The sequence below is a fragment of the Streptomyces sp. NPDC012474 genome (genome assembly GCF_042955185.1).
GTDB lineage: Bacteria > Actinomycetota > Actinomycetes > Streptomycetales > Streptomycetaceae > Streptomyces > Streptomyces cahuitamycinicus.
The window spans coordinates 130,806-155,549 of the sequence record NZ_JBIBEP010000014.1; the positions used below are offsets into that span (position 1 = coordinate 130,806).

Annotated in this window: 24 protein-coding genes; 9 read left to right on the forward strand and 15 right to left on the reverse strand. The window is 73.3% G+C overall.

Features of this window, described 5'->3' with window-relative positions; all coding sequences use genetic code 11:
* Positions 1-3 precede the first annotated feature (3 nt).
* Together ACFY9S_RS27705 and ACFY9S_RS27710 are read left to right on the forward strand one after the other, a co-directional pair.
* The gene (locus ACFY9S_RS27705) at positions 4-582 is read left to right on the forward strand and encodes a DUF4865 family protein (RefSeq protein ID WP_391133109.1); all 579 of its coding nucleotides are present in this window, start codon (positions 4-6) and stop codon (positions 580-582) included.
* The gene (locus ACFY9S_RS27710) at positions 579-1,487 is read left to right on the forward strand and encodes a phosphotriesterase (protein ID WP_391133112.1); all 909 of its coding nucleotides are present in this window, start codon (positions 579-581) and stop codon (positions 1,485-1,487) included. Before ACFY9S_RS27705 ends, ACFY9S_RS27710 begins: the two co-directional genes overlap by 4 nt.
* An 18-nt stretch (positions 1,488-1,505) precedes the next feature.
* On the opposite strand, the gene ACFY9S_RS27715 is transcribed toward ACFY9S_RS27710, so the two are convergent.
* The 4 genes from ACFY9S_RS27715 to ACFY9S_RS27730 all read right to left on the reverse strand — a co-directional run bounded on the left by ACFY9S_RS27715 (position 1,506) and on the right by ACFY9S_RS27730 (position 4,952).
* Positions 1,506-1,928 carry a TIGR03618 family F420-dependent PPOX class oxidoreductase gene (locus ACFY9S_RS27715; RefSeq protein WP_391133115.1) on the reverse strand — a complete coding sequence of 141 codons (423 nt, stop codon included), beginning with the start codon at positions 1,926-1,928 and terminating at the stop codon, positions 1,506-1,508.
* A gap of 11 nt (positions 1,929-1,939) precedes the next feature.
* Positions 1,940-2,830: an NAD(P)-binding domain-containing protein gene (locus ACFY9S_RS27720; protein ID WP_391133118.1), complete on the reverse strand. Its 891-nt coding sequence runs from the start codon at positions 2,828-2,830 to the stop codon at positions 1,940-1,942.
* A gap of 144 nt (positions 2,831-2,974) precedes the next feature.
* Positions 2,975-4,222 (reverse strand): ROK family protein, encoded by a 1,248-nt coding sequence (locus ACFY9S_RS27725; RefSeq protein ID WP_391133121.1) that lies wholly within the window; start codon positions 4,220-4,222, stop codon positions 2,975-2,977.
* Positions 4,223-4,277: 55 nt separating this feature from the next.
* Positions 4,278-4,952 (reverse strand): alpha-ketoglutarate-dependent dioxygenase AlkB, encoded by a 675-nt coding sequence (locus ACFY9S_RS27730; protein WP_391133124.1) that lies wholly within the window; start codon positions 4,950-4,952, stop codon positions 4,278-4,280.
* Between the two features lie 68 nt (positions 4,953-5,020).
* Here ACFY9S_RS27730 and ACFY9S_RS27735 point away from each other — a divergent pair, with 68 nt between their 5' ends.
* Complete coding sequence (locus tag ACFY9S_RS27735) at positions 5,021-6,151, forward strand: methyltransferase (RefSeq protein ID WP_391133127.1); 1,131 nt, start codon at positions 5,021-5,023, stop codon at positions 6,149-6,151.
* Here the strand turns inward: ACFY9S_RS27735 and ACFY9S_RS27740 are convergent.
* Together ACFY9S_RS27740 and ACFY9S_RS27745 are read right to left on the reverse strand one after the other, a co-directional pair.
* On the reverse strand, positions 6,141-7,001 hold the full coding sequence (locus tag ACFY9S_RS27740; protein ID WP_391133130.1) for a ketose-bisphosphate aldolase: 861 nt from the start codon (positions 6,999-7,001) through the stop codon (positions 6,141-6,143). The two genes, ACFY9S_RS27735 and ACFY9S_RS27740, sit on opposite strands and share 11 nt — an antisense overlap.
* Before the next feature lie 274 nt (positions 7,002-7,275).
* The gene (locus tag ACFY9S_RS27745) at positions 7,276-8,157 is read right to left on the reverse strand and encodes an SIS domain-containing protein (RefSeq protein WP_391133133.1); all 882 of its coding nucleotides are present in this window, start codon (positions 8,155-8,157) and stop codon (positions 7,276-7,278) included.
* Positions 8,158-8,274: 117 nt separating this feature from the next.
* Here ACFY9S_RS27745 and ACFY9S_RS27750 point away from each other — a divergent pair, with 117 nt between their 5' ends.
* Together ACFY9S_RS27750 and ACFY9S_RS27755 are read left to right on the forward strand one after the other, a co-directional pair.
* Positions 8,275-9,072, forward strand: coding sequence for a DeoR family transcriptional regulator (locus ACFY9S_RS27750; protein ID WP_391133136.1), 798 nt, complete (start codon positions 8,275-8,277; stop codon positions 9,070-9,072).
* A 62-nt stretch (positions 9,073-9,134) separates the two neighbouring features.
* Complete coding sequence (locus ACFY9S_RS27755; RefSeq protein ID WP_391133139.1) at positions 9,135-10,973, forward strand: glycoside hydrolase family 15 protein; 1,839 nt, start codon at positions 9,135-9,137, stop codon at positions 10,971-10,973.
* A gap of 3 nt (positions 10,974-10,976) precedes the next feature.
* Here the strand turns inward: ACFY9S_RS27755 and ACFY9S_RS27760 are convergent, their stop codons facing one another.
* Positions 10,977-11,942 carry a hypothetical protein gene (locus ACFY9S_RS27760; protein WP_391133142.1) on the reverse strand — a complete coding sequence of 322 codons (966 nt, stop codon included), beginning with the start codon at positions 11,940-11,942 and terminating at the stop codon, positions 10,977-10,979.
* A 200-nt stretch (positions 11,943-12,142) separates the two neighbouring features.
* On the opposite strand from ACFY9S_RS27760, the gene ACFY9S_RS27765 reads away from it, so the two are divergent.
* Both ACFY9S_RS27765 and ACFY9S_RS27770 read left to right on the forward strand, forming a co-directional pair.
* Positions 12,143-12,355: a cation transporter gene (locus tag ACFY9S_RS27765; protein WP_391133145.1), complete on the forward strand. Its 213-nt coding sequence runs from the start codon at positions 12,143-12,145 to the stop codon at positions 12,353-12,355.
* A gap of 3 nt (positions 12,356-12,358) precedes the next feature.
* Positions 12,359-14,608, forward strand: a complete 2,250-nt coding sequence (locus tag ACFY9S_RS27770) for a heavy metal translocating P-type ATPase (RefSeq protein ID WP_391133148.1) — start codon at positions 12,359-12,361, stop codon at positions 14,606-14,608.
* A gap of 12 nt (positions 14,609-14,620) precedes the next feature.
* Here the strand turns inward: ACFY9S_RS27770 and ACFY9S_RS27775 are convergent, their stop codons facing one another.
* Positions 14,621-15,277 (reverse strand): methyltransferase domain-containing protein, encoded by a 657-nt coding sequence (locus ACFY9S_RS27775; RefSeq protein WP_391133151.1) that lies wholly within the window; start codon positions 15,275-15,277, stop codon positions 14,621-14,623.
* Positions 15,278-15,413: 136 nt separating this feature from the next.
* On the opposite strand from ACFY9S_RS27775, the gene ACFY9S_RS27780 reads away from it, so the two are divergent.
* Positions 15,414-16,115 carry a phosphatase PAP2 family protein gene (locus ACFY9S_RS27780; RefSeq protein ID WP_391133154.1) on the forward strand — a complete coding sequence of 234 codons (702 nt, stop codon included), beginning with the start codon at positions 15,414-15,416 and terminating at the stop codon, positions 16,113-16,115.
* Positions 16,116-16,286: 171 nt separating this feature from the next.
* Here the strand turns inward: ACFY9S_RS27780 and ACFY9S_RS27785 are convergent, their stop codons facing one another.
* The 7 genes from ACFY9S_RS27785 to ACFY9S_RS27815 form a co-directional block, all read right to left on the reverse strand.
* Positions 16,287-16,880, reverse strand: coding sequence for a hypothetical protein (locus ACFY9S_RS27785; protein WP_391133157.1), 594 nt, complete (start codon positions 16,878-16,880; stop codon positions 16,287-16,289).
* 5 nt (positions 16,881-16,885) lie between these two features.
* Complete coding sequence (locus ACFY9S_RS27790; protein ID WP_391133160.1) at positions 16,886-17,746, reverse strand: ABC transporter permease subunit; 861 nt, start codon at positions 17,744-17,746, stop codon at positions 16,886-16,888.
* Entirely contained in the window at positions 17,743-18,681 is a 939-nt protein-coding gene (locus tag ACFY9S_RS27795; protein ID WP_391133164.1) for an ABC transporter permease subunit, read from the reverse strand. The genes ACFY9S_RS27790 and ACFY9S_RS27795 overlap by 4 nt, the downstream gene beginning before the upstream one ends.
* Positions 18,678-19,961, reverse strand: coding sequence for an extracellular solute-binding protein (locus tag ACFY9S_RS27800; protein ID WP_391133167.1), 1,284 nt, complete (start codon positions 19,959-19,961; stop codon positions 18,678-18,680). Before ACFY9S_RS27800 ends, ACFY9S_RS27795 begins: the two co-directional genes overlap by 4 nt.
* Positions 19,962-20,022: 61 nt before the next feature.
* Positions 20,023-20,787: a cupin gene (locus ACFY9S_RS27805; RefSeq protein ID WP_391133170.1), complete on the reverse strand. Its 765-nt coding sequence runs from the start codon at positions 20,785-20,787 to the stop codon at positions 20,023-20,025.
* Positions 20,781-21,704, reverse strand: a complete 924-nt coding sequence (locus ACFY9S_RS27810; RefSeq protein WP_391133173.1) for a DUF6807 family protein — start codon at positions 21,702-21,704, stop codon at positions 20,781-20,783. The genes ACFY9S_RS27805 and ACFY9S_RS27810 overlap by 7 nt, the downstream gene beginning before the upstream one ends.
* Positions 21,701-22,816: a Gfo/Idh/MocA family oxidoreductase gene (locus ACFY9S_RS27815; protein WP_391133176.1), complete on the reverse strand. Its 1,116-nt coding sequence runs from the start codon at positions 22,814-22,816 to the stop codon at positions 21,701-21,703. The genes ACFY9S_RS27810 and ACFY9S_RS27815 overlap by 4 nt, the downstream gene beginning before the upstream one ends.
* Before the next feature lie 342 nt (positions 22,817-23,158).
* On the opposite strand from ACFY9S_RS27815, the gene ACFY9S_RS27820 reads away from it, so the two are divergent.
* Entirely contained in the window at positions 23,159-24,700 is a 1,542-nt protein-coding gene (locus ACFY9S_RS27820; protein ID WP_391133179.1) for an alpha/beta fold hydrolase, read from the forward strand.
* The last annotated feature ends 44 nt before the right edge of the window (positions 24,701-24,744 follow it).

A 24,744-nucleotide genomic window follows, 5' to 3' on the forward strand; every position in this document is an offset into this window, starting at 1 on the left:
CCCTTGCACGCCATGCAGTACGAGCTCACCCTGCCCGCCGGCTACGACATGGGCGTCATCCGCGACCGCGTCGCCCGCCGGGGGCACCTGCTCGACGACTGGGACGGGCTCGGCCTCAAGGCCTACCTGATCCGCGAGTGCGGCCTGCGCGGCTCGCCGGTCGACCAGTACGCGCCCTTCTACCTCTGGAACACCGTTGACGGCATGAACGCCTTCCTGTGGGGCGGCGGGTTCCAGGGGGTCCGTGACGACTTCGGGCGGCCGTCGGTGCGGCAGTGGACGGGGCTAACGTACGAGGAAGGGGGCGCCTCGCACGCGCGGTTCGCGGTGCGGCGGCGCCAACCGGTGCCGGACGACGGGCCGTTGGCCGACGCCGTGGCGGACGCGGTGGGAGAGGCCCGGCGGCTGGCCGGGGAGGACGGGGCCCTGCTCGCCGCCGCGGCCGTCGACACCAGCCGCTGGGAGCTGGTGCACTTCTCCCTCTGGGAGCACGACACGCCCGAGGCGGACGGCGAGGTGTTCGAGGTGCTGCACCTGTCCGCGCCGGGCCGGGACCTGCTGCCCCGGGGACGCCGGTGGTGAGCGCGGTCCGCACGGTGCTGGGAGACGTGTCCCCCGCGGACCTGGGTGTGTGCGATGCCCACGACCACCTGTTCTTCGGCAGTCCCCGGCTCCCCGGCCAGGAGCTGCGCAGCGTGGCGGCGGCGCGCGCGGAGCTGAAGGCGTTCCGGGAGCAGGGCGGTGGGACCGTCGTGCAGTGGACGCCGTACGGGCTCGGGCGGCGGGCCGCGGATCTGCCGCCGCTGTCCCGGGAGACGGGTGTGCACGTCGTGGCCGCGACCGGCCTGCACCAGGCCGTGCACTACGACGAGGACACACTCGCCGGGCTGCGGAGCCGGCTCGCCGAGGTCTTCGTCGCCGAACTCACCGAGGGCATCGGGACATCGGGGGTGCGGGCGGGGCTCGTCAAGGTCGCGGGCGGCTTCCACACCCTGGACGCGCACGCCCGCTGGACCATGACGGCGGCGGCCGAGGCGCAGCACGCCACGGGCGCGGCGATCGCCGTGCACCTGGAGTTGGGGACCGGGGCGCTGGACGTACTGGACCTGCTGTGCGGGGAGTTGGGGGTGCCGCCGCACCGGGTGGTGCTCGGGCACCTCAACCGCTCCCCCGACCTCGAGGTGCACCGGCAGGCGGCACGGTCCGGCTGCTATCTGGCCTTCGACGGGCCGTCACTCGCCCACCACGCCACGGACTGGCGGATGCCGGACGCCGTACGGGCCCTCGCCGACGCCGGGTTCGGCGACCGGCTGCTGCTGGGCGCGGACACCACGACGGCCGCCGCCCGCTCCGTCAGCGGCGGCCCCGGGATGCCGTACCTGCTGCGCCGGGTGCGGCCCCGGCTCGTGCACGCCGTGGGCGAGGAACTGGTGAGGCGCGTCCTCACGGAGAATCCGGGACGGGCGTTCGGGGCCGAGTGGCCCTGACCCGCCTGGTCGACGGCCTCAGCCTCCGGCTTGGTCGTTGTCCTTCATCGAGCCCCAGCCGTGCCAGCGGTCGACCTCGATCCAGGCGCTCACCCGGGGGCGGACGCGGTCGGGGTAGGGCTTGCCGGTGTAGTGGCGGGCGAGGAGATCGATGTCGGCCAGGTCCTCGTCGTCGTGCATCTCGGTCACGCGGCCGATGAGGGTGACGTGGGTGTACCAGTCGTCGCCGGCGAGGACGGTTAGGGTGACGCGCGGGTCGCGGCGCAGATGCTTGAGGCGTACCCGGCCCTCGTCGAGGTTGATCAGCACCCGGCCGTCCTGCCACGCGTACCAGGTCGCCGTGGAGACCGGTGCCCCGTCGGAGCGCAGCGTGGCCATGACGCACGGGTTGGGCCGGCTCAGCAGGGCGTCGGCCTCGGGCGGCAGCGGCGGCTTGGACATGAGGGAACCTCCTAGGAGTCGGTCTTCTCGTCGAAGCTGGCGAAGTAGGCGGCGGCCATGTCCTCGTCGGCGTGGCCCTGTGCTGCGGCGCGCTCCATCCGGGCGGCGGCCGCTTCGGCGACGTCCAGCCGGACACCGTTGCCCGCGCCGGCCTGGACGATCAGCCGGGCGTCCTTGGCGGCGGTGCTCACCGCGAACTGGGGCGGTGTGAGCTTGCCTTCGAGGACGAGATCCGACTTGGCGCGCAGATAGCCCATGTCGAGCGGGCCGCCGGCGACGAGGTCGAAGAAGCCGTGCGGGTCGACGCCGAGGGCCTTGGACAGGGCGAGGGCCTCGCCGGCGGCGGCCGTGACGGCGAGGACCCAGCTGTTGGCGACGAGCTTGAGGCGGGTGGCCCCGCCCTCCGCTCCGTCCTCGCCGGACCAGACGGTACGGGCGCCGACCGCCTCGAAGACCGGCGTCACCGTCTCGCGCCCCTCGGCGGGGCCCGCCGCGAGCACGGTCAGTTGCCCGGCCTCGGCGGGCCGGCGGGTGCCCAGGACGGGGGCGTCGTAGAAGAGGAGGCCGTGTTCGCGGGCGAAGGCGGCCAGCTCGGCGACGTCGTCGAGGCCCACGGTGGTGGACTGCGCCCAGGCGGTGCCGGGGCGCAGGCCGGGGGCCGCCTCGCGCATCGTGTCCAGGGCGGCGGGGCCGTCGTGGAGCATGGTCAGGACGACGTCGGCGTCCCGCACCGCCTGCGCGGGGCCGGCGGCGATGTGCACGCCCTCGGCGGCCAGCGGCTCGGCCTTGGCCCGGGTGCGGTTCCAGGCATGGACCGTGTGACCGGCCCGGGCGAGGTTGCGGGCCATCGCGGCACCCATGATGCCGGTGCCAAGGACGCTCACGGTGAGCTTGTGGGTCATTGCGTCAACTTCCTCGGTGGTGCGGGCGCGGGGCGGACTGCCCGCTCCCCAGCCTGCCCGCTCGGCGGCGCGCCTGCCCGGAAGCGGCGCGCCCAAGCCTGATACCGGTGGGGCCAGTCAGGCGGGAGCGCGTCCGGCGACCGGTCACCCGCGCGGGGACAGTGCTCCCAGTGGGTCGTCCAGGACCGGCTGCCAGGCCAGTTCCGCCGCGCCGACCAGGCTGTTGTGGTCGAGGGTGCAGGGCAGGATGGGGACGCCGCCGCTCTGGCCCCACAGACTGCGGTCGGCGACGACCGCGCGCAGGCGGCCGGGGTCGGCGTCGAGGAGGGTGCGGTGCAGGCCGCCGAGGATGATGCGGTCCGGGTTGAGGATGTTGACCAGGCCCGCGAGGCCGAGGCCGAGGCGGTCGACGACGGCCTCGGCTGCGGCGCGGACGCCCGGGTCGTCGTAGTGGTGGCGGATCAGGTCGATGGACTGCTGGAGCAGGGAGACCTCGGGGCCCGGTTCGCGTCCGGCCTCGGTGAGAAAGGCAAGCGGGTCGGTCTCCACGTCGAGGCAGCCGCGGCTGCCGCAGTGGCAGGGGCGGCCCTCGGGGTGCACGGTGAGGTGCCCGACCTCCAGCGCGAGGCCCGAACTGCCCCGGTGCAGGCGGCCGTCGAGGACGAGTGCGCCGCCGACGCCACGGTGGCCGGTGGCCACGCAGAGCAGGTCCCGGGCGCCGCGGCCGGCGCCGTGCCGGTGCTCGGCGAGCGCGGCGAGGTTGACGTCGTTCGCGGCGAACGCGGGCCCGTCGATGCCGGCCGCGCGGACCTGCTCGGCGAAGATGTCCCGCACGGGCGCGCCGGCGGGCCAGGCCAGGTGGAGGGGGTTCAGCGCCAGACCCTCGGGTTCGGCGACGGCGGAGGGTACGGCGAGGCCCGCGCCCACGCACCGGAGCCCGGTCTCGCGCAGCAGCTCCGCGCCGGCCGTGACGACGGAGGCGAGCACCTTGGCCGGGTCGGCGTCGACGACCTCGCAGCCGGGCGCGGTGGCGACGATCCGGCCGCCCAGTCCGACCAGCGCCGCCCGGAAGCCGTCGGCGTGCACCTGCGCGGCGAGCGCGACGGGTCCGTCGTCGGCGACGGCCAGCCGGTGGGATGGCCTGCCCTGCGAACCGGCCGCGGCGCCGGGCCGGGCGTCGACCCGGATCAGCCCGAGTGCCTCCAGCTCCGCGGCGACCGCGCCGGCCGTCGCACGCGTCACCCCGAGCTCGGCGGTGAGCACGGCCCGGGTCGGCGCGCGTCCGGTGTGGACGAGCTCCAGCGCGGGTCCGAGCGCTGCGCGCCCCCGGTCCAGCCGCGTCCTCGAGGTGGTCCCATCCCCCGCCTGCCGGGGGTCCGCCTTCCCGCTCATGAGGGCGAGTCTCCCATGATCCGCCGGGATGGTGGCCGAGCCTGCCCGCCGGGCGTCACGGAGCGGCGGTCATCCGCTCGGCCGGGTCCCTGAGGCCGCTGACCCGGAGCGTGACGTTGAGACGGCCGGTCAGCCCCAGCCCGGGCGGTGCCGTGCCCGGATGGACCCGGGGGACCCCGTGGTGGGCGAGGCGGGAGGGGCCGCCGAAGACGAACAGGTCGCCGCTGCGCAGCTCGACGTCGGTGTAGGGCCGAGTGCGCGTCTCGGTGTTGCCGAAACGGAAGACACAGGTGTCGCCGAGGCTCAGCGACACCACCGGTGCGTCGGACCTCTCGTCGCCGTCGCGGTGCATGCCCATGCGGGCGTCGGCGTCGTAGAAGTTGATCAGGGCGATGTCGTAGTCCGGCGCGGGTTCCGCGAGGGTGTCGCGGACCGCCCGGCGGCCCAGTTCGCCGAGCCACCGCGGGAACGGCTTGACCGGCGCGCCGTCCCCGTCGGCGACCGTGCGGGCGTAGGCGTACGGGTACCAGTGCCAGCCCAGGCACACCTGGCGGGCGGTCATGGTGCCGCCGCCGGGGGTGCGGACCGTGCGCAGGCCGGCGGGCGGCCGGGCCCACTCGCGGCAGGCGTCGAGCAGCGCCCGCTGGTGTTCCGCGTCCAGCCAGCCGGGCAGGTGCACGGCGCCGGGCGCGATCTGCGCTCGCGGCCTGGGGAACAGCTCGGCGTCCATGCCTTCCATGGTGCCCGACGCGTCCTGAGCTGCGGCTCGGCTAGCCTGGTCGCACGATGGACGACCGTATGACGACGCCGTGGGGCGAGCCGGCGCTGACCCGTTATCCCGAGGACCCGCGCGACAGGCTGCGTGCCTGGGACGCCTCGGACGAGTACCTGCTGAGGCATCTGGCCGCGGAGCGGGTGCCGCTGGACGGCACGGTCGTGGTCGTCGGGGACCGGTGGGGTGCGCTGGTCACGGCGCTCGCGGCGCACCGGCCGGTGCAGATCACCGACTCCTTCCTCGCGCAGGAGGCGACCCGCGCCAACCTCGCGCGGGCCGGTGCCGAGCCGGGCGCGGTGCGGCTGCTCACCACGCAGGACGCGCCTCCGGAGCGCATCGACGTGTTGCTGGTGCGGGTGCCGAAGAGCCTGGCGTTGCTGGAGGATCAGTTGCTGCGGCTGGCGCCGGCCGTGCACGCGGGGACGGTCGTCGTCGGTACGGGCATGGTGAAGGAGATCCACACCTCGACGCTGCGGTTGTTCGAGCGGATCCTCGGCCCGACCCGCACCTCGCTCGCCGAGAAGAAGGCCCGGCTGATCTTCTGCACGCCGGATCCGGCGCTGGAGCGGCCCGCCAACCCGTGGCCGTACGTGTACACGCTGGAGGACGGCATCGGCCCCGCGTCGGGAGGCACCGTCGTCAACCACGCCGGGGTCTTCTGCGCCGACCGGCTCGACATCGGCACGCGGTTCTTCCTCGGGCAGCTGCCGCGGGGGCGGGGCGGCCGGGTGGTGGATCTGGGCTGTGGCAACGGCGTGGTGGGTGCGTCGGTGGCGCGGACCGACCCGGAAGCCGAGGTGCTGTTCGTGGACGAGTCGTTCCAGGCCGTGGCATCGGCGGAGGCGACGTACAAGGCGAACGGCGCGCCGGGGCGTGCCGAGTTCCGGGTCGGGGACGGGCTGGCGGGTGTGCCGTCCGGCAGTGTCGATCTGGTCCTCTGCAACCCGCCGTTCCACTCCCACCAGGCGACGACGGACGCCACGGCCTGGCGGATGTTCACCGGGGCGCAGCGCACGCTGCGGCCGGGCGGGGAGCTGTGGGTGGTCGGCAACCGGCACCTGGGCTACCACGTCAAGCTGCGGAAGCTGTTCGGCAACAGCCGGCTCGTCGCGAGTGATCCGAGGTTCGTGGTGCTGAAGGCCGTCAAGCGGTAGCGGAGCCCAGGGTCTTGAGGGTCCTCGCCACCGTCCGTGTCATCGCCTCCCGTGCGAGGGTCAGGTAGCTGCGCGGGTCGACCGCCTCGGGCCGGTCGGTGAGGAAGTCCCGGATCGCTCCGGTCAGCGCGATGTTCAGGGCCGTGCCGATGTTGACCTTGGTGATGCCTCCGGCGACGGCCGCCCTGAGTTCGTCGTCCGGGACGCCGGAGGAGCCGTGCAGGACGAGCGGGACGTCCAGTGCGGCCGACAGGCGTTTGAGCAGGGCGTGGTCGAGGGCCGCCGTGCGGGTGGTCATGGCGTGGGAGCTGCCGATGGCGACGGCCAGGGCGTCCACACCCGAGTCGGCCACGAAGGCCCGCGCCTCGTCGGGGTCGGTGCGGGCGCCGGGGGCGTGCGCGTCCAGCGGGGGTCTGCCGTTCTTGCCGCCGATCTGGCCGAGCTCGGCCTCGATCCACAGCCCTCGGGCGTGGGCCCGGTCGACCGCCGCCCGGGTCGCGGTGAGGTTCTCGGCGTAGGGCAGGCGGGCCGCGTCGTACATCACGGAGCTGAAGCCGGCGTCCGCGGCCTGGTGCAGCAGGGCGTCGCTCTGCACGTGGTCGAGGTGCAACGCCACCGGCACGGCGGCACGCTCCGCCACGGCGACGGCTGCGCGGGCGAGCGGGAGCAGCTGTCCGCCGCGGAACTTCACCGCGTTCTCGCTGACCTGGAGGACGACGGGGGCGCGCACGGACTCGGCGCCCGCGACGACGGCCTCGACGTGCTCCAGGGTGATGACGTTGAAGGAGGCGACGGCCGAATCGGCCGCGGCGGCGCGGGTGACGAGGGCGCCGGTGGTGGTCAGGGGCACGGGGTCTCCTGGGGCCAGTCGTTGGATCGGGCCGGCTGAGAGGGACTGCGCCTTTCGGCCGGTCCGAGCGGGGCGTGGTGCGTGCGGGATGCGAGGCGGAGGAGGGAGCCGACACGCTGGGGGCCTTCCCGTGCGGGCGCGGCCGAGCGTGCAGGAGTCGGCGACGGACGGCCACGCGGCAGATGGGCGTGCGCCCGGACCGAGCGCCAGGCCCGCCGCTCGCGGCTGAGCCGGCCGGACGCCGCGACGGCGGCGTGTCCGGGCGAGGCCCGGGTCAGGGCGCGAGGATCACCGAGCGCGTGAGGTGGCGCGGGCTGTCGGAGTCCAGCCCGCGGGACGCGGCGACGGCGACCGCGAGCCGCTGGACACGGACGAGTTCGGCGAGCGGGTCGAGGCGCCCGGCGATCCACAACGCACCCGTGTCACGCACCTGTTCGGCGAGTCCGTCCGGGGCCTCGCCCAGCATCCAGGTCGCCGTGCCCCTGGTGCTGACGCTGATGGGGCCGTGCCGGTACTCCATCGCCGGGTAGGCCTCCGCCCAGGCCAGCGCGGCCTCGCGCATCTTCAGCCCGGCCTCGTCGGCCAGGCCGACGGTCCAGCCGCGCCCCAGGAAGGTGAACTGCCCGCACTCCACCAGCCCTTCGGGCAGCGGCTCCGTCAGGGCGGTGCGCGCGTCGGTGACGGCGGCGTCGGGGTGGAGGCCGAGGTGGGCGCGGAGCAGGGTGAGGGCCGTGGTCGCGAACCGGGTCTGCACGACGGAGCGTTCGTCCGCGAAGTCCAGGACGGCGAGTTCACCGGCGGCCGCCCGCACGGGCGTGTCCGGGTCGGCGGTGATGGCGGTGGTGCGGATGGCGCCCTTCAGCCGGCCCAGCAGGTCCAGGACTTCGGTCGTGGTGCCGGAGCGGGTGAGGGCGACGACCCGGTCGTAGCGGCGGCCGTGGGGGAACTCCGAGGCGGCGAAGGCGTCGGTCTCGCCCTGGCCCGCGCCCTCGCGCAGCGCCGCGGCGGCCCGCGCCATGAAGTACGAGGTGCCGCAGCCGACGATCGCGACCCGCTCCCCCGGGGAGGGCAGCGCTTTCGCGTGATGGGCCGCCTGCGACGCGGCGCGTGCCCAGCACTCGGGCTGGCTGATCAGCTCGTCCTCGACATGCGTCATCCCGCACCCTCCACTCTGATTGTTCCTGCAAGATAGCGCCAGCTTTCGAGCATCATCAAGCATTTGGCCGGACCGGGTGCGTTAGGGTCGCCCGGAGATCGAAACGTGGAGGTGCGGATGTCGCGGGACGCCCGCTGGAGGACGCTGCTGGAACTGCTCGTGGAGCGTGGCCGGCTGGACGTGGAGGACGCGGCGGCCGAACTCGGGGTGTCGGCGGCGACGATCCGCCGTGACTTCGACGGACTCGCCGAGCAGCAGATGCTGGTGCGCACCCGGGGCGGCGCTGTCGTGCACGGCGTGTCGTACGAGTTGCCGCTGCGCTACAAGACGGCCCGCCACGCCTCCGAGAAGCAGCGCATCGCCAAGGCGGTGGCGGACCTGGTGGCGCCGGGTGAGGCGGTGGGGCTGACCGGGGGGACCACCACGACCGAGGTGGCGCGAGCGCTGGCCGTGCGCGGGGATCTGGTGTCCGGGGAGTCCGGGGTGTCCGGGGCGCCCGCGCTGACCGTGGTGACGAACGCGCTGAACATCGCCAACGAGCTGGCCGTGCGGCCCCAGTTCAAGATCGTGCTGACCGGAGGGGTGGCGCGGGCCCAGTCCTACGAGCTGGTCGGGCCGCTCGCGGACGGGGTGCTCGGGCAGATCACCGTCGACGTGGCGGTGCTCGGCGTCGTCGCCTTCGACGTGACGCACGGCGCCGCGGCGCACGACGAGGCGGAGGCGGCGATCAACCGGCTGCTGTGCGAACGGGCGGAACGGGTGGTGGTCGCCGCCGACTCCAGCAAGCTGGGGCGGCGGGCGTTCGCCCGGATCTGCGCGGCCGAGGCGGTGGACACACTGGTCACGGACACGGCGGCCGACACCGAGGTGGTGCGTCGCTTCGAGGAGGCCGGACTGCGGGTCGTCACCGTCTGACGGCGGCGGTCCGCCGGCGGTTCTAGGCTGGAGCTGAGGCGCCTACCGGCAGGGAGGCTGTCATGGGCGGAACGGCACAGGACCGGGGCGTGCGGGGCGGCCGGCGGTACGTACCGATCGCCGAGCACGGGCTGATCGGCGATCTGCGCAGCGTCGCCCTGGTGGGGACCGACGGCACGATCGACTGGTACTGCTGCCCGGCCTTCGACGCGCCGAGCGTGTTCGCCTCGATCCTGGACGCGGAGCGCGGCGGCTGCTTCGAACTGGCGGCGACCGTACCGGCCCGGACCAAGCAGTTCTACTTCCCCGACACCAACGTCCTGATCACCCGCTTCTTCACCGAGGGCGGGGTCGGCGAGGTGCAGGACTTCATGCCGGTCGGCGGCGGCCCGGCCGAGGCGGAGCGGCACCGGCTGATCCGGCGGGTGGTGTGCGTGCGCGGCTCGATCCCCTTCCGTGCGCGGGTGGCGCCCCGGTTCGACTACGGATCCCTGCCGCACACCGTCCGGCTGGCCGGTGACACCGCGGAGTTCGAGACCGAAGGGCTGACGCTCGCGCTGACCGCGACCGTGCCGCTGGAGGCCGACGGGCCGGACGACGTGTGCGGCGAATTCAAGCTCTCCGAGGGCGACTCGGCGGTGTTCGCGCTGGACAAGGTCGGCGGCGGTGTGGCGGCCCGCCGGTGTGCGCGCACGGAGGCGGAGGAGCAGTTCGCGGCGACCGTGGCGTACTGGCGGCGCTGGCTGGCGGCGTCCCGGTACAAGGGCCGCTGGCGGGAGATGGTGCACCGCTCGGCGCTGACGCTGAAGCTGCTCACGTACGCGCCCACCGGGGCGATCGTGGCCGCGCCGACGACGAGTCTGCCCGAGGAGCTCGGCGGCGAGCGCAACTGGGACTACCGGTACGTGTGGGTGCGCGACGCGGCCTTCTGTGTCTACGCGCTGCTGCGGCTGGGCTTCACCGGGGAGGCCGAGGCGTTCATGGACTTCGTGACCCGGCACATCAGCCCCGGTGACGGCAAGACCTCCGGACCGCTGCAGATCATGTACGGCATCGACGGACGCACCGAGCTGCCCGAGCGCACCCTCGGCCACCTGGAGGGCCACCACGGCTCCGCGCCGGTACGGGTCGGCAACGCGGCCGCCGACCAGCTCCAGCTCGACATCTACGGCGCGCTGATCGACTCGGTCTACCTCTACGACAAGTGGGCCAAGCCCGTCTCCAGCGGCCACTGGGACGACGTGTGCGCGCTGGTGGACTGGGTGTGCGCGCACTGGGACCAGCCCGACGAGGGGATCTGGGAGACGCGGGGCGGGCGCAAGAACTTCCTGTACTCGCGGCTGATGTGCTGGGTGGCGATCGAGCGGGCCATCCGGATGGCCAACCGGCGCGGTTTGCCCGCCGACCTGCCGCGCTGGCGGGAGTGCCGCGACACGATCTACCGGCGGATCATGAGCCGGGGCTGGTGCGAGGAGCGCGGGGCGTTCGTCCAGCACGAGGACGGTGACGTGCTGGACGCGGCGGTGCTGATGATGCCGCTGACGAAGTTCATCGCCCCCACCGATCCGAAGTGGCTGTCGACGCTGGACGTGCTCACCGAGGAACTGGTGTCCGACTCGCTGGTCTACCGCTACGACCCCCGCTCCAGCCCCGACGGGCTGCGCGGCGACGAGGGCACGTTCTCCATCTGCTCGTTCTGGTACGTCGAGGCGATGGTGCACGCCGGGCGGATCGACGAGGCGCGCCTCGCCTTCGAGAAGATGCTGACGTACGCCAACCATCTGGGCCTGTACGCCGAGGAGATCAGCCACACCGGGCAGCAGCAGGGCAACTTCCCGCAGGCGTTCACGCACCTCGCGCTGATCAGCGCGGCCTTCAATCTGGACCGGGCGCTCGGCTGACGCTCAGTGCCCGTGGCCGTCGTCCGCGTGCCCTTCGGGAGTACCGGACCCGGGCGCCGCCGCCGCTTCTCCGGCGTGAACGGTGAAGGCAGCCGTGTGGACCTTGCCTTCGTGCTTGAAGTCGAGGAACAGGCGGTAGGAGCCGGAGCTGGGTGCCGTGGCGGTGAACGAGATGTCCGGTCCGGGCCTGGTCGTGCCGTCGCCGGGTTCGCCGTTCGGGTGGACGTGCAGGTAGGCGAGGTCGCCGGAGCGCAGGGCGACCAGGTGGCCGTACGCGCCGAGGTAGGGCTGGAGGTCGGTGACGGGCTTGCCGTCGCGGGAGACCTTCAGCTTCAGTTCGCCCGCCTTACCCGGACGCAGGGAGCCGGACAGCCGCACCTCGTAGCCGTCTACCCGGGTCGTGGCGCTCTCCTGCGGCAGTTGCCGGGCCTGGTACGGGCCGGAGGCGGCGAGGTCCGCGCCGAGGGTGAGGTTGCCGGCGTTCTTCTTGTCCGGGGTGAAGTCGGCGAAGACGCGGTAGCCGCCCGCGCGGGGCAGGTCCACGGGGGTGCTCCAGGTGCCGTCGGCGGCGCGGGTGGGGTGCAGATGGCGATAGGTGACCAGGTCGCGTGAGGCCACGATGAGGTGGAGTTCCTTGTCGTGCTCGCGCTGGTAGGCGGTGACCGCGCGGCCGTCGGCGTCCCGGACGGTGAAGCGCAGGTCTGCCCGCTTGCCCGCGGTGACGCGCGGGGTCCGGAGGTCGAGGGTGTAGCCGCCCTCGGAGACCTGCAGACCGCCGGCCGGGGGCGTGTCGTGGCCTGCGTGCCCGCTGCCTCGCGCCTTCTCCGGCGCGGGCCGGGTGTGTTCCTCCTCGTGCTTCGGGGGGCTGTCGGCGACGACGGGGCCGACGCCCTGTCCGACGCCGTAGGCCGCGCCGAAGGTCGCTGCCAATGCGGCGGCGAAGGTGGTGATCCGCAGTCCGGTGTTCATGGCCGTCGGCTCCTTCAGATACCGGGCCTTCCGCTCGAATGCGGGGCCTCCATACAGCTCACCATACCCCTGGGGGGTATTCAGTCAAGCTGTTCTCGCGCTTGCATCGTATACCCCTCAGGGGTATACCTGAAGTCAGCGGAGGGATACCCCCGCCCCGTATCTCCACACTTGTTGGATTCGTCCAGAGGAGGCACCCGATGCCCGCCACCACCTACGCCGTCTCCGGAATGTCCTGCGGCCACTGCAAGGCCACGCTGACCCAGGTCATCGGCGAGCTGGACGGCGTCAGCGGTGTCGAGGTCGACCTCGACAGCGGTCATGTCACCGTCACCGGTTCCGCCGAGCCCGACGACGCCGTCATCGCGGAGGCCGTCGACGAGGCCGGCTACGAGCTGACAGGGAGGGTCTGAGCCATGAGCACCGGTACGACGACCGGCACGGACGCCGAGGTGGAGCTTGCCATCGGCGGTATGACCTGCGCATCCTGCGCGGCACGCGTCGAGAAGAAGCTCAACCGCATGGACGGGGTCACCGCCACGGTCAACTACGCGACCGAGAAGGCGAAGGTCAGCTACTCCGGCGGCGTCTCCGTCGGTGACCTCGTCGCCACCGTCGAGGCGACCGGGTACACCGCGTGGGAGCCCGCACCTCCCGCGGAGCAGAACGACGCGGCCCCCGGGGCCGACGAACTGCGGCCGCTGCGCGAGCGGCTGGTCACGGCCGTGGTGCTGGCGGTTCCCGTCGTGGCCATGGCCATGATCCCGGCGCTGCAGTTCGAGTACTGGCAGTGGCTGTCGCTCACCCTGGCCGCGCCCGTCGTGACGTACGCGGCGTGGCCCTTCCACAAGGCGGCGTTCACCAACGCGCGGCACGGCGCCGCCACCATGGACACCCTGATCTCGGTGGGCGTCTCGGCCGCCTTCCTGTGGTCGCTGTGGGCGCTGTTCTTCGGCACCGCGGGCACGCCGGGCATGACGCACCCCTTCGAGCTGACCATCCAGCGCACGGACGGCGCCGGGAACATCTACCTGGAGGCCGCCGCGGGCGTGACCGCCTTCATCCTGGCCGGGCGGTACTTCGAGGCCCGGGCCAAGCGCAAGGCGGGCGCGGCACTGCGTGCGCTGCTGGAGCTGGGCGCGAAGGACGTCACGGTGCTGCGTGACGGCGGCCGTGAAGAGACCGTTCCGGTCGCCGAGTTGAAGGCGGGCGACCGCTTCCTGGTCCGGCCCGGCGAGAAGATCGCCACGGACGGGACGGTCGTCGAGGGATCCTCCGCCGTGGACGCCTCGATGCTCACCGGCGAGTCCGTGCCCGTGGAGGTGGGCTCGGGCGACCCGGTCACCGGCGCCACGATCAACGTCGGCGGGCGGCTCGTCGTGCGGGCCACGCGCGTGGGCGCCGACACGCAACTGGCCCGGATGGCCCGGCTCGTGGAGGACGCGCAGAACGGCAAGGCCGCGGCGCAGCGGCTCGCGGACCGGATCTCCGCCGTGTTCGTGCCGGTGGTGATCGCCCTCGCGCTGGGCACTCTGGGGTTCTGGCTGGGCAACGGCGTGGGGCTGACGGCCGCCTTCACCGCGGCGGTCGCCGTCCTCGTCATCGCCTGCCCCTGCGCCCTCGGGCTGGCCACGCCGACCGCGCTGATGGTGGGCACCGGGCGGGGCGCCCAGCTCGGCATCCTCATCAAGGGGCCGGAGATCCTGGAGTCGACGCGCCGGGTCGACATCGTCGTCCTGGACAAGACCGGCACGGTCACGACCGGCCGTATGACACTGCTGGCCGTGCACACCGCCGAGGGCACGGACGAGGCCGAAGTGCTGCGGCTGGCCGGGGCGCTGGAGCACTCCTCCGAGCACCCGATCGCCCGGGCCGTCGCCGACGGGGCGCTGGAGAAGCTGGGTGCGCTGCCGACGCCCGAGGACTTCGCCAATGTGCCCGGGCTCGGTGTGCAGGGCGTCGTCGAGGGCCACGCGGTGCTCGTCGGCCGGGAGCGGCTGCTGGCCGACTGGGCGATGAGACTGCCCGAGGGGCTGGCCCGGGCCGCGGCGGCGGCCGAGGAGACCGGGCGCACGGCCATCGCGGTCGCCTGGGACGGTGAGGCTCGTGCGGTCCTGGAGGTGGCCGACGCGGTGAAGGACACGAGCGCGGAGGCGGTCGGGCGGCTGCGGGCGCTCGGGCTCACGCCGATCCTGCTGACCGGGGACAACGAGGCGGTGGCCCGGTCGGTCGCCCGGGAGGTGGGCATCGAGGAGGTCATCGCCGGGGTGCTCCCGCAGGACAAGGTCGACGTCGTGAAGCGGCTGCAGGCCGAGGGCCGGTCGGTGGCGATGGTCGGCGACGGAGTCAACGACGCCGCGGCCCTCGCCCAGGCCGATCTCGGACTGGCCATGGGCACCGGCACGGACGCCGCGATCGAGGCCGGTGACCTGACCCTCGTCCGCGGCGACCTGCGGGCCGCGGCGGACGCCATCCGGCTGGCCCGCCGCACCCTCGGCACCATCCGCTCGAATCTGTTCTGGGCCTTCGCCTACAACGTGGCGGCCCTGCCGCTGGCCGCTGCCGGCCTGCTCACCCCGATGATCGCCGGGGCGGCGATGGCCTTCTCGTCCGTCTTCGTGGTCGGCAACTCGCTGCGGCTGCGCACCTTCCGGACCGCCGGTTGAGGCGCCGGCGGGTCACCGGCGGCGCCACACCAGCGTGTAGCGCCAGAGCAGCCGGCGGCGCAGACGGGCGCCGGGAAGGACGGCCCGGGCCCCGCGCGCGATCTCGGTGAAGGACAGGTCCGCCGGACGGGTGCGGGCTGTCATCGAGACCGGTCGGGGCACCGGGCGGCCCCGGCTCCTCAGCAACGCCATGACGAGGTTGAGCGGGACCGACACGATGCCGAGCAGATGGTCGACGGGCGTCCGCTCCCGGGCGACGCCGACGATCACCAGGGTGCCGCCGGGGGCCAGGTGGTCACGGAAGGCCTTGAGCGCCGGTTCGAAGGGCAGATGGTGGACGGCGGCGACGCAGGTGATGACGTCGTACGACTGCTCACCGAGCCCGGTCAGCGCGTCGGCCGCCGTGTACGTCACCGGGGTCGCCGCCGGGGTCAGCTCCCGCGCCCTGGCCGTGATCTCCGGGTCGGCGTCGATGCCGTGCACGCGCCGCGCCCGCAGGGCCAGCAGCCGGGCCAGGTCGCCGCTGCCGCATCCCACGTCCAGGGCGCTGCCCACCCGCCCGGGGAGCTGCCGCAGGATCCAGCGGTGGAAGTGGGCGTTGTGGTCCCAGGGGTGGGCGGCGTGGAAACGCTCCAGCGCTCGCAGGGCCCTGTCGGGCAGAGGTGACATGTGCTCAGTGTCCCGGCTCGCGGGGGTGGCCGTCGGCCGTCCGGGCACTCGGGCGGTACCGGCTCGCAGGGGCGCCGAGCGTGCGCCGGGCGTGAGCCGGTACCTTGCTGGGGAAGGCCACTGCGGGGAGAAGCACATGACCGATCCGACGACCACAGACGCGGACGCCCCCCGTCCGCTCCGGGACGCCCGGGACTCCGCGGGCGGAGCCGGCCGGCTCCTGAGCGCCGTGTTCGGCGATCTCAGGGCCGTGGACGGCGCCCTGTACGCGGCGGTGGCCGCCACTCCCACGCCGACCCTGGACCGGACGCTGCGCCACCTGTCCCACGCGGCCGACCACTCCAAGATCTCGTTCGGCATCGCCGCCGCCCTGGCCCTGGGCGGGAAGCGGCCGCGCAAGGCCGCGCTGGTCGGCGTCGGCGCGATCGCCGTGGCCTCGGCCTCGGCCAATCTGCTCGGCAAGCGCCTGGTGCGCCGGGCGCGGCCCGACCGGGAAGCGGCGCGGGTGACGGTGGACCGGCACGTCAAGATGCCGACCTCGGCCTCGTTCCCGTCGGGGCACACGGCGTCCGCGGTCGCTTTCGCCACCGCCGTCGGCGTGGTCCTGCCACCCGCGGCGGTTCCGCTCGGGGCGCTGGCGAGCGCCGTCGGCTACTCCCGCGTCCACACGGGCGTGCACTACCCGGGCGACGTGGCAGCGGGTGCGGTCCTCGGCATCGCCAGCGCGGCGGCGGCCCTCGCGGCGGCAGCGGCCACCCCCTCGGCGAGGACCCAGGCCCTCCTCACGACGGCCCGTTCCTGGCCGCGGATCAGCATCGACGGCGCCCTGCGCCGGTGAGCGGCGGGGGGGCCGCGTGCCGGGGGCGCCCTCGCGGTGGCCGACCGTCAGCCGAAGACCTTCACCGCCTGGGAGCACGTCCGGGCGTTGCTGGTGCGGCACTGCCCGGTGGTACGTCCGGGCCGTGCCGGCGCGGGAGGTCCTCGTACCCGCCGCTGTACGCCGCGCAGGCTAGTGAAGGCAAACGGCGGCGGACCGGCGTACGTCGACGGCCGTGAGCGCGAGGGCCAGCGGCCCGGGGGCGAGGAAGGCCAGCGGCAGCAGCATCCAGGCGCACAGCCCGGCCGTCGCCACGGCGAGCAGGACCAGGCCGCTGCCGCCCACGTCCGTGACGGCGTCCCGGCCCGCCCCGCGCACCGCCGCACGCCAGTCGGCGAGCGACTCGGGACGCCCGCACGCCCGCAGGCCGACCACCGCCGCGCAGGCGCCGATCACCGCGGAAGCCACCGCGAACAGCGGTGCCCCCGGCAGCCCGGCCCCGGCCAGCGCCAGGTCGGCGGCGAGCAGCAGCAGACCCGCCAGGGCGACGGCTCCCGCCACCAGGTCGCCGACGCGCAACCGCCGCCGCAGCAGGGCGAAGTACCGCCCCGCCGTGACGGGCTCGTCCTGCCCCGCGCCGCGCAGCACGGCACACGCCGTCGACAGCGCGGCCGGGACCGTGACCAGGGGCAGACAGGCCGCCGCTGTGGCGAGTCCGATGCTCAGCACGTCGGCGAAGAGGGTCATGCGCGGGCCGAACACCTCGCCCGTCTCACGTCGGGTCATCCCGCTCACCCCTTGAGTCCCGAGCTGGCCATGCCCTCCACCAGGAACCGCTGGAAGGCGAGGAAGAACAGCACGATCGGCAGCAGCGCGATCACCGACAGGGCGAACATGGGGCCGAACGCGGAGGTGCTGGAGGCGTCCACGAAGGAGCGCAGCGCGAGCGTGAGGGTGAACTTGTCCGGGTCGAAGAGGTAGATGAGCTGGGTGAAGAAGTCGTTCCAGGTCCAGATGAAGGTGAAGATCGCGGTGGTGATCAGGGCCGGCCGGGTGAGCGGCAGCACGACCTGGAAGAAGCTGCGGAAGGGTCCGCAGCCGTCGATCCGGGCCGCCTCCTCCAGCTCGCGCGGCAGGCCGCGCATGAACTGCACGATGAGGAAGACGAAGAACGCCTCCGTGGCGAGGAACTTCGGCAGGATCAGCGGCCAGTAGGTGTTCACCAGACCGAGCTGGTTGAAGATGATGTACTGCGGGATCAGCACCGCGTGGTGCGGCAGCATGATCGTGGCGATCATGAAGGCGAACAGCGGCCCCCGGAAGCGGAACCGCAGCCGCGCGAAGGCGTACGCGGCGAGCGAGCAGCTGATGACGTTGCCGGCCACCGCCCCGCCCGCGATCAGCAGGGAGTTGCCGAGCAGCCGCCAGATGGAGACGTCGTTGACGCCGTCCAGGGCGGTGGAGTAGTTCGACCACTCCAGGCGGCTGGGCAGCAGGTCGAGGCTCGCGATGACCTCGTCGGCGGGCTTGAGCGAGGTGGCCAGCAGCCACGCCAGCGGGTACAGCATGACCAGCAGCGCGGCCAGGCAGCCGAGGTGCACGGCGACACGGCCCCAGCGAACGGGCCTGTGTGTAACGGTCGTAGAGGTCACCGGTCCCCCTCGGAGGCGTAGAAGACCCAGGAGCGCGAGGTGCGGAACAGCACCGCCGTGACGACGCCGATCACGAGGAGCAGCACCCAGGCCATGGCGGAGGCGTAGCCCATGTGGGAGGCGACGAAGCCCCGGTCGTAGAGGTACATGGTGTAGACGAGAGTCGAGTCGGCCGGTCCGCCCTTGCCGGCGCTGACCGCGAAGGCGGGGGTGAACACCTGGAAGGCCTGGATGGTCTGCAGGACCAGGTTGAAGAAGAGCACCGGGGACAGCATCGGCACGGTGACCGACAGGAACTGCCGCCACTTGCTCGCCCCGTCGACCGCCGCCGCCTCGTACAGCTCGGCGGTGATCTGCTGGAGCCCCGCCAGGAAGATGACCATCGGGGCCCCGAACTGCCACACCGTCAGCAGGGCGACGGCCAGCAGGGCCCAGCCGGGCTTGTTGACCCAGCCGCCGGTGCCGAGCAGGTTGTCCACCGTGCCGCCGTCGTTGAAGACCGCCCGCCAGACCAGCGCGATGGACATCGACGCGCCGAGCAGGGACGGTGCGTAGAACGCCGAGCGGTAGAAGCCCTTGCCGCGCTTCATGCCCTTCAGGGCCAGCGCGACGACGAGCGCGAGGGCCAGTTGGAGGGGCACGGCGACGACGACGTAGGTCAGGGTCGTCACGACCGAGCGCCAGTAGCGCGGGTCCTCGGTGAACATCTGCACGTAGTTGCGCAGGCCCACCCACTTGGGCGGGTTGAACAGGTCGTAGTCGGTGAACGACAGGTACAGCGACACGGCCATCGGCAGCAGCGTCAGGACGATCGCGCCGAGCACCCAGGGTGAGAGGAACACCCAGGCGGCGCCCTCGCGTTCCCGCCTGGGGCGGCGCTTCGGGGCGGTGGCGGGGGCGCTCCTCGCCTCCGCGGGGATCGCGGTGGTGGTCATGACCTCAGCTCCGCCTTCGCCTCGGTGACGTAGTTCTCGGCCGCCTCGCGGGGCGACATGCGCGCGTAGGACACCTGGTCGTAGTCGCGCTGGAAGGTGCTCTGCAGGGCGTTGTCGCCCGAGGGCGGGGCCTGCGGCGGGTCCTTGAGCTTGCCCTCAAGGGATGCCTGGAAGTCGGCGATGGTCTTGTCGAAGTCCTTCAGCCGCGGGCCGATCTCGTCGCGGATCGTCTCGTTGACGGGGATGCCGCGGCTCGCGCCGAGGATTGTCGCGGCCTCCGGGTCGTTGATCATGAAGTCGACGAGTTGCGCCGCCGCCTCGGGATGTCCGGTGTTCGCCGAGACGCCGAGGAACATCGACGGCTTGAAGTACTGACCGGGTGTGCCGTCCTCGCCGGACGGCATCGGCGCGAGGGCCACGCCGGTCGGTATCAGGGCGACGAAGCCGCTCGCGGGGGCGTCCCAGTTGGCGTCGGTGACGGACGTGCCACGCCCCAGCGGGGTGTTCTCGACGGAGCCGTCGAGCTGGGTGGTCTGCTCGGCGGGCGAGACGGCGCCCTCGCGGCGCAGCCGGTCGGTGAAGGTCCACCAGCGCGTGAGGTCACCGGCGGTGAAGCCCAGCCGCCCGTCGTCGGTGTAGAGGGCCTTGCCCCGGCCGCGCAGCCAGACCTCGAAGGCGTCCTCGCTCTGGCCCGGGTCGGTCGCCCCCGGTTTGCCGGTCTTCTTCGCGAGGGCGCGCATGGTGTCCGCCCACTGGCTCCAGGTCCAGCTCTTGCCGGGCAGGGGGACGCCCGACTTCTTCCAGGTTCGGACGTCGTAGGCGACGGTCTCGGTGCCGCGGCCCTGCGGGATCGCGTACTGGACGTCGTCGACGCGGCCGGTGGCGAGCAGGCCCTGGTCGATCTCGGAGGTGCGCAGGACGGACTTCTGTTTCGTCAGGTCGAGCAGGACGCCGCCGGAGGCGTACTGGTCGATCTGGCGGTAGTCCAGCTGCATCACGTCCGGGGCGTCACCGCCGGCGGCCTGGGTGGCGAGCTTCTGCTTGTAGGCGTCGTAGCCGGAGAACGACGTCGTCACGTCGACGTTCGGGTGCTGCTTCTCGAACAGCGCGACGGCCTGCTCGGTGCGTTCCGCGCGGTCGGGGTTGCCCCACCACGTGTAGCGCAGCACGATCTTGCCGCCGCCGGCGGACTCCCCGGATCCTCCGCAGCCCGCCAGCACGGCACACAGTGCCAGTGCGACGGCCCACGCGCAGAACCCCTTTGTCCTGTTTCCGGGCATGCCGAGGTCACTCCTCTCGACGGAGTTTCGGTTGAGCCCCCCTCAAGTCCCCCCCCGGTGGCTACTCCTCCTGGTGCGGAAGCGTGGTGCCGGGCAGGCTGTACTCGTCCCGCCGTCCGCACATACCGAAGCCGCCGAGCCGAGTGGGGGCGGCCTCGTACGCGGTGGCCTCGTCGAGGTGGGCGGGCTCACCGGAGGCCAGTGCGTCGAGCTGGGCGCCCGTGCGTTCGGCGGTGGCCAGGGCGCCTGTCCGCCACAGGTCCCGCCAGGTGGGCACCTTGTCGCGCACGAGCCGGGCGGCGGCCCGCTGGAACTCCAGGTACGGGCCGTTGTCGCCGGCCACGAGGGCCTCGCGCAGCCCCAGGTAGCCCTCGACCGCCAGGTCCCTGCGACGCCGGGCGGCCGCCGCCGTCCGAGGCCCGGTCCCGGGCGGCAGTGTGGCCGCCGCGGCATACCGGTCGGGGTCGGCGAGCAGCTCGGGCGGGAAGGTGAACACGGCGTCTCCGGCCTCGGGCAGGCCGCTGTTCTGCATCAGCACGGTGATGCGCAGATCGCCGCCCTGCACCATGCGGTGCACGGTGCCCGGCGTGAACCAGGCGATCGAGCCGGCTTCGAGGGGGATGTCCCGGTAGCCGTCGGGGCTCAGCGTCTGGACCGCGCCCCGGCCGCCGGTGACGACGTACGCCTCCGTGCACACCAGATGCAGGTGCGGGCTTCCGCCGCAGACGCCGTCGGCTGCCTCCCAGTCGTAGGCGCTGAGGTGCGACAGGCCGATCGCGCCCGGCAGCGGGTGCGGGAGTCCGGCATCCTGGGGTTCGCTCACCACGCCAGGCCCTCCAGGTGTGTGCCGACCCGGTCGCGGTCCCAGGCGCCGTCGGCGACCACCAGCCGGTAGCGGTAGGCGAAGGACTCGCCCGGCGGCAGCTCGAACTCCTCGAAGAAGGCCCAGGAGAACGCGACCGTGGGGAAGGGCTCGGAGCGGACGAACCAGTGCGACTCGTGGACCGCGGAGGCCGCGTCGAGGTTCTCGGGCGCGTGCGCGAAGACCAGGGTGGAGTGGCCGTCGACGTCGTCGTGCTCGGTGGTGAAGGCGAGCCACGGGCCCTGGGTGCCCATCAGTTTGCCCGCGTCGGCGTCGGTGTCCGGGGCGAAGACCGTGCCGCCGGTGAAGTCGCGCGGGCCGCGCCACTGGAGTCCGGTGTAGCCGGCCATCTCGCGGCCCGCTGTGGTCGGAGAGCCGAAGACCAGCGGTTCGGAACGGGTGTTGGTGAGGCGGATCGCCCAGTCCAGGGCCCAGGAACCGGCCTCCTCGTCCACCGAGTGGACGGTCAGGCCGCGCACCTCGCGCGCCCACTCCTCGCCGCCGTTCTCGATCCAGGTGAGGTCCTCGGTGACGGCGAGGCGGTCGTCCTCGACGGTGAAGTCGGAGAAGCCGTCGTGCCGCATCGAGCCCACGCGCCCCGGCAGGGGGAGGTAACCCTCGCCGTGGACGTAGCAGTTGCCGCCCCAGAAGTTCTGGCCGGACAGATGGCTCGCGGTCATCTGCAGGCCCTTGTGCCAGCGGTGGTCGTTCGGGCGGTAGCCGGTGACGGTGCGGCCCGAGAGGGTGCGCACCGGGTGGGCGTAGGGCTTGCGGGACTCGAAGGGGTCCGGGTCGGGGCGGTATACGTAGCGGAGGATCTCCGTGCCGCCAGCAGTGACGGCGATGTCCTCGCCGTGCGTGTGGGTGACGCGGATGGTCATGCGCGCTCCTTGGGGGCCCAGTCGGGGTACTCGCCGTGCATGGCCTCGTAGAAGGGATCACCGGGGCCGATCTCCCCCGCCCGCACCGAGCTGCCGGTGAACGCCGCCTTGTACAGGGCGGCGGCGAACTCCAGGGTGGCGCGGGCGTCACGGCCGCTGCCCGGGGGCCGGGTGCCGCGGTCGTAGGCGTCGAGGAGGGTGCCCAGCTGGGCGGTGTGCGAGCTGGGCACGTCGGCCGCGGGGGTGCGCCAGGCCGTGGCGCGCTCCGACGCCACGTGCGGGGCCGGGGTGTAGGCCCAGCTGTCGTTGCCGTGGCCGTACAGGTGGGTGAGCTCGACCGTGGCGTCCGCGCAGTCGATGCGGATGCGGCTCACCTCGTCCGGTGAGAGCACGCTGTTGACGACGGTCGCGAGGGCGCCGCTGCGGAAGCGCACCAGGGCGGTGGAGACGTCCTCGCTCTCGGTGTCGTGGACCAGGCGCGCGGCCATGGCCCGGATCTCCTCCCACTCGCCGAGCAGGTGCAGGAGGAGGTCGTACTGGTGGATGCCGTGGCCCATGGTCGGGCCGCCGCCCTCACTGGCCCATTTTCCGCGCCACGGCACCGCGTAGTACGCGGCGTCCCGGTGCCAGGTCGTCTGGCAGTGCGCGACCAGCGGGGCGCCCAGCGCACCGCTGGTGATCAGCTCGCGGGCGTGCACGGCGCCGGAGCCGTAGCGGTGCTGGAAGACGACCGCCGCATAGGCGCCGGAGGCCTCCTCGGCCGCGGCGATCTCGTCGTACTCGGCGAGCGACAGGGTCAGCGGCTTCTCGCACAGCACCCAGGCTCCCGCCTTCAGCGCGGCGACCGTCTGGTCGCGGTGCAGGGAGGGCGGCGTCCCGATCAGGACCAGGTCGGGGCGTACGGCGTCCAGCATCGCGTCCATCGAGGTGTAACCGGCGACCTGCTCACCGGCCAGTTCGCGGAAGGCGTCGAGGCGCTCTTGGTCCACGTCTACGGCGGCCACCAGTTCCACCCGGTCGGAATGGGCCCGCAGCGCGGGCAGATGGCTGCCGCCGACGATGGCTCCGGTGCCGACGACGGCCACGCGGCGGCGGGTGGGGGACAAGGACATGCAACGCTCCTCGGACAGCCTGCGGACACGCGCTTGGAAAGCGCTTGCACTCGGAAGGGACCCTAGGCGCGAGAGAATGTCTGGACAACCCCCCTACGGCGACCTGCACAAGGTCTGCCCGAGCATTGTCCCAGCTCGGGGCGGAGATTGGGATGGCCGCCCCACTCGTGGAAACGGCATTCCGCCGCCTCGCCACTGGGGCTGGCCCCACCCACGAACCGGCTGCCAGCCGGAGTGATCGGGCAGCGGGCCACCCCTACCGTTCTGTCGCACAACGCCCCTCAGCGGCATGTCCCCGCCGGCCCATCGAGGGGACATCGACGACAGGAAGGACATCCCCACGTGTTATCCCGTCCCCCGGGAACCACACGAGCCGCCCTCGCCCTGACGGCCGCCACCCTCGTCCTCACGGCCCTGCCCGCCACGGCCCGGGCGGCCCCGGAGCCTCTCGCCCGCTACCACCAGCAGCACCTCACCTGGAAGAGCTGCGTGCTCGGGCCGGACGACAGCACCGGCAAGGAACTGGCGCAGGCGGGCGCCCGCTGCGCCGACGTGACCGTCCCGCTGGACTACTCCGACCCCGGCGGCCGGACGATCACCGTCGCGATCTCCCGGATCCGCGCCACCGACACCGGCCGCCGCGTCGGCCCCCTGCTCCTCAACGGCGGCGGCCCGGGCGGACCCTCGCTGGGCGATCCGCCTTGGGTGCGCGATGCCATGAAGGACGTGGCCGCGCGGTTCGACGTGGTGGGCGTCGACCCCCGATTCATCGGCCGCAGCACCCCGCTGGACTGCCGCTGGCCGACCGGCTCGGCCTGGCGCGGGGCGGGTGAGGAGCGTGCCGGATTCGACCGCACGGCGGCTTTCTCGAAGGACCTCGCCGACCGCTGCCGCGCCCACGCGGGCGACGCGCTCCCCCATGCCACCACCCGCGACACCGCCCGCGACATGGACGTCGTCCGGGCCGCGCTCGGCGAGCGGAGGATCTCCTACCTGGGGTACTCGTACGGCAGTTACCTGGGCGAGGTGTACGCCTCGATGTTCCCGGGCCGCACCGACCGGGTCGTCCTGGACGGTGTGATCGATCCGGAGCGCCACAGCTCCCGGCTCCTGCGGGGCACCGAGCCGGCCAACCGTGACGCCTTGAAGGGCTGGGCCTCCTGGGCCGCCGCCCGCGACACGGACTACGGGCTCGGCCGTACGCGCGGCGAGGTGCTGGCAACGGTGGAGCGGGTCCGGGCCGCCGCAACCCGCTCCCCGCTGCGGCTCGGCGAGCACCGGCTGGACGAGCACGTCATGCCCGTCGTCGCCCTCAACGGCCTCTCGCAGCACAATGACGCCGCCTACGGAGACTTCGCCCAGGGGGTACGGGACATGCTGCGGGCCTCGCGGGGGGAACGGGTCAAGCCGTCGCCGTGGCTCGCCGAAGTGCTCGAGTTCGTGCTCACCGGCACCCACTCCCCCTACGGCAGCGCGCAGACGGCGATCGTGTGCGGCGACAACGCCGCGCCGCGTGATCCCGAGGTGTACTGGCGCGACGTCCAGCGCACCCGGGCCGGGGACCCGCTCTTCGCGCCCGTGACCGACAACATCAACCCGTGCGCGTTCTGGGACCGGCCGCGCGAGCGTCCGACCAGGATCCGGGACGACCTTCCGGCCCTGCTGGTGAGCGCCACCGGGGACCCGCGCACCTCCCACGACGGCGCCGAGGCCGTCCGGGAGATGTGGCCCTCCTCGCGCCTGGTCACCCTGAAGGGGGCCGACCAGCACGCGGTGTACGGCGTGTACGGGTCTGCCTGTGCCGACGAAGCGGTCAACGCGTACCTCGCCACGGGGCGGCTGCCCGCACGGGACGTCGGCTGCGCGGCGCCCAGCACCCGCTAGTGCTGCGACCTTGCTGCGCGGTCCGCGGCCTTGGCGTGGTGGCG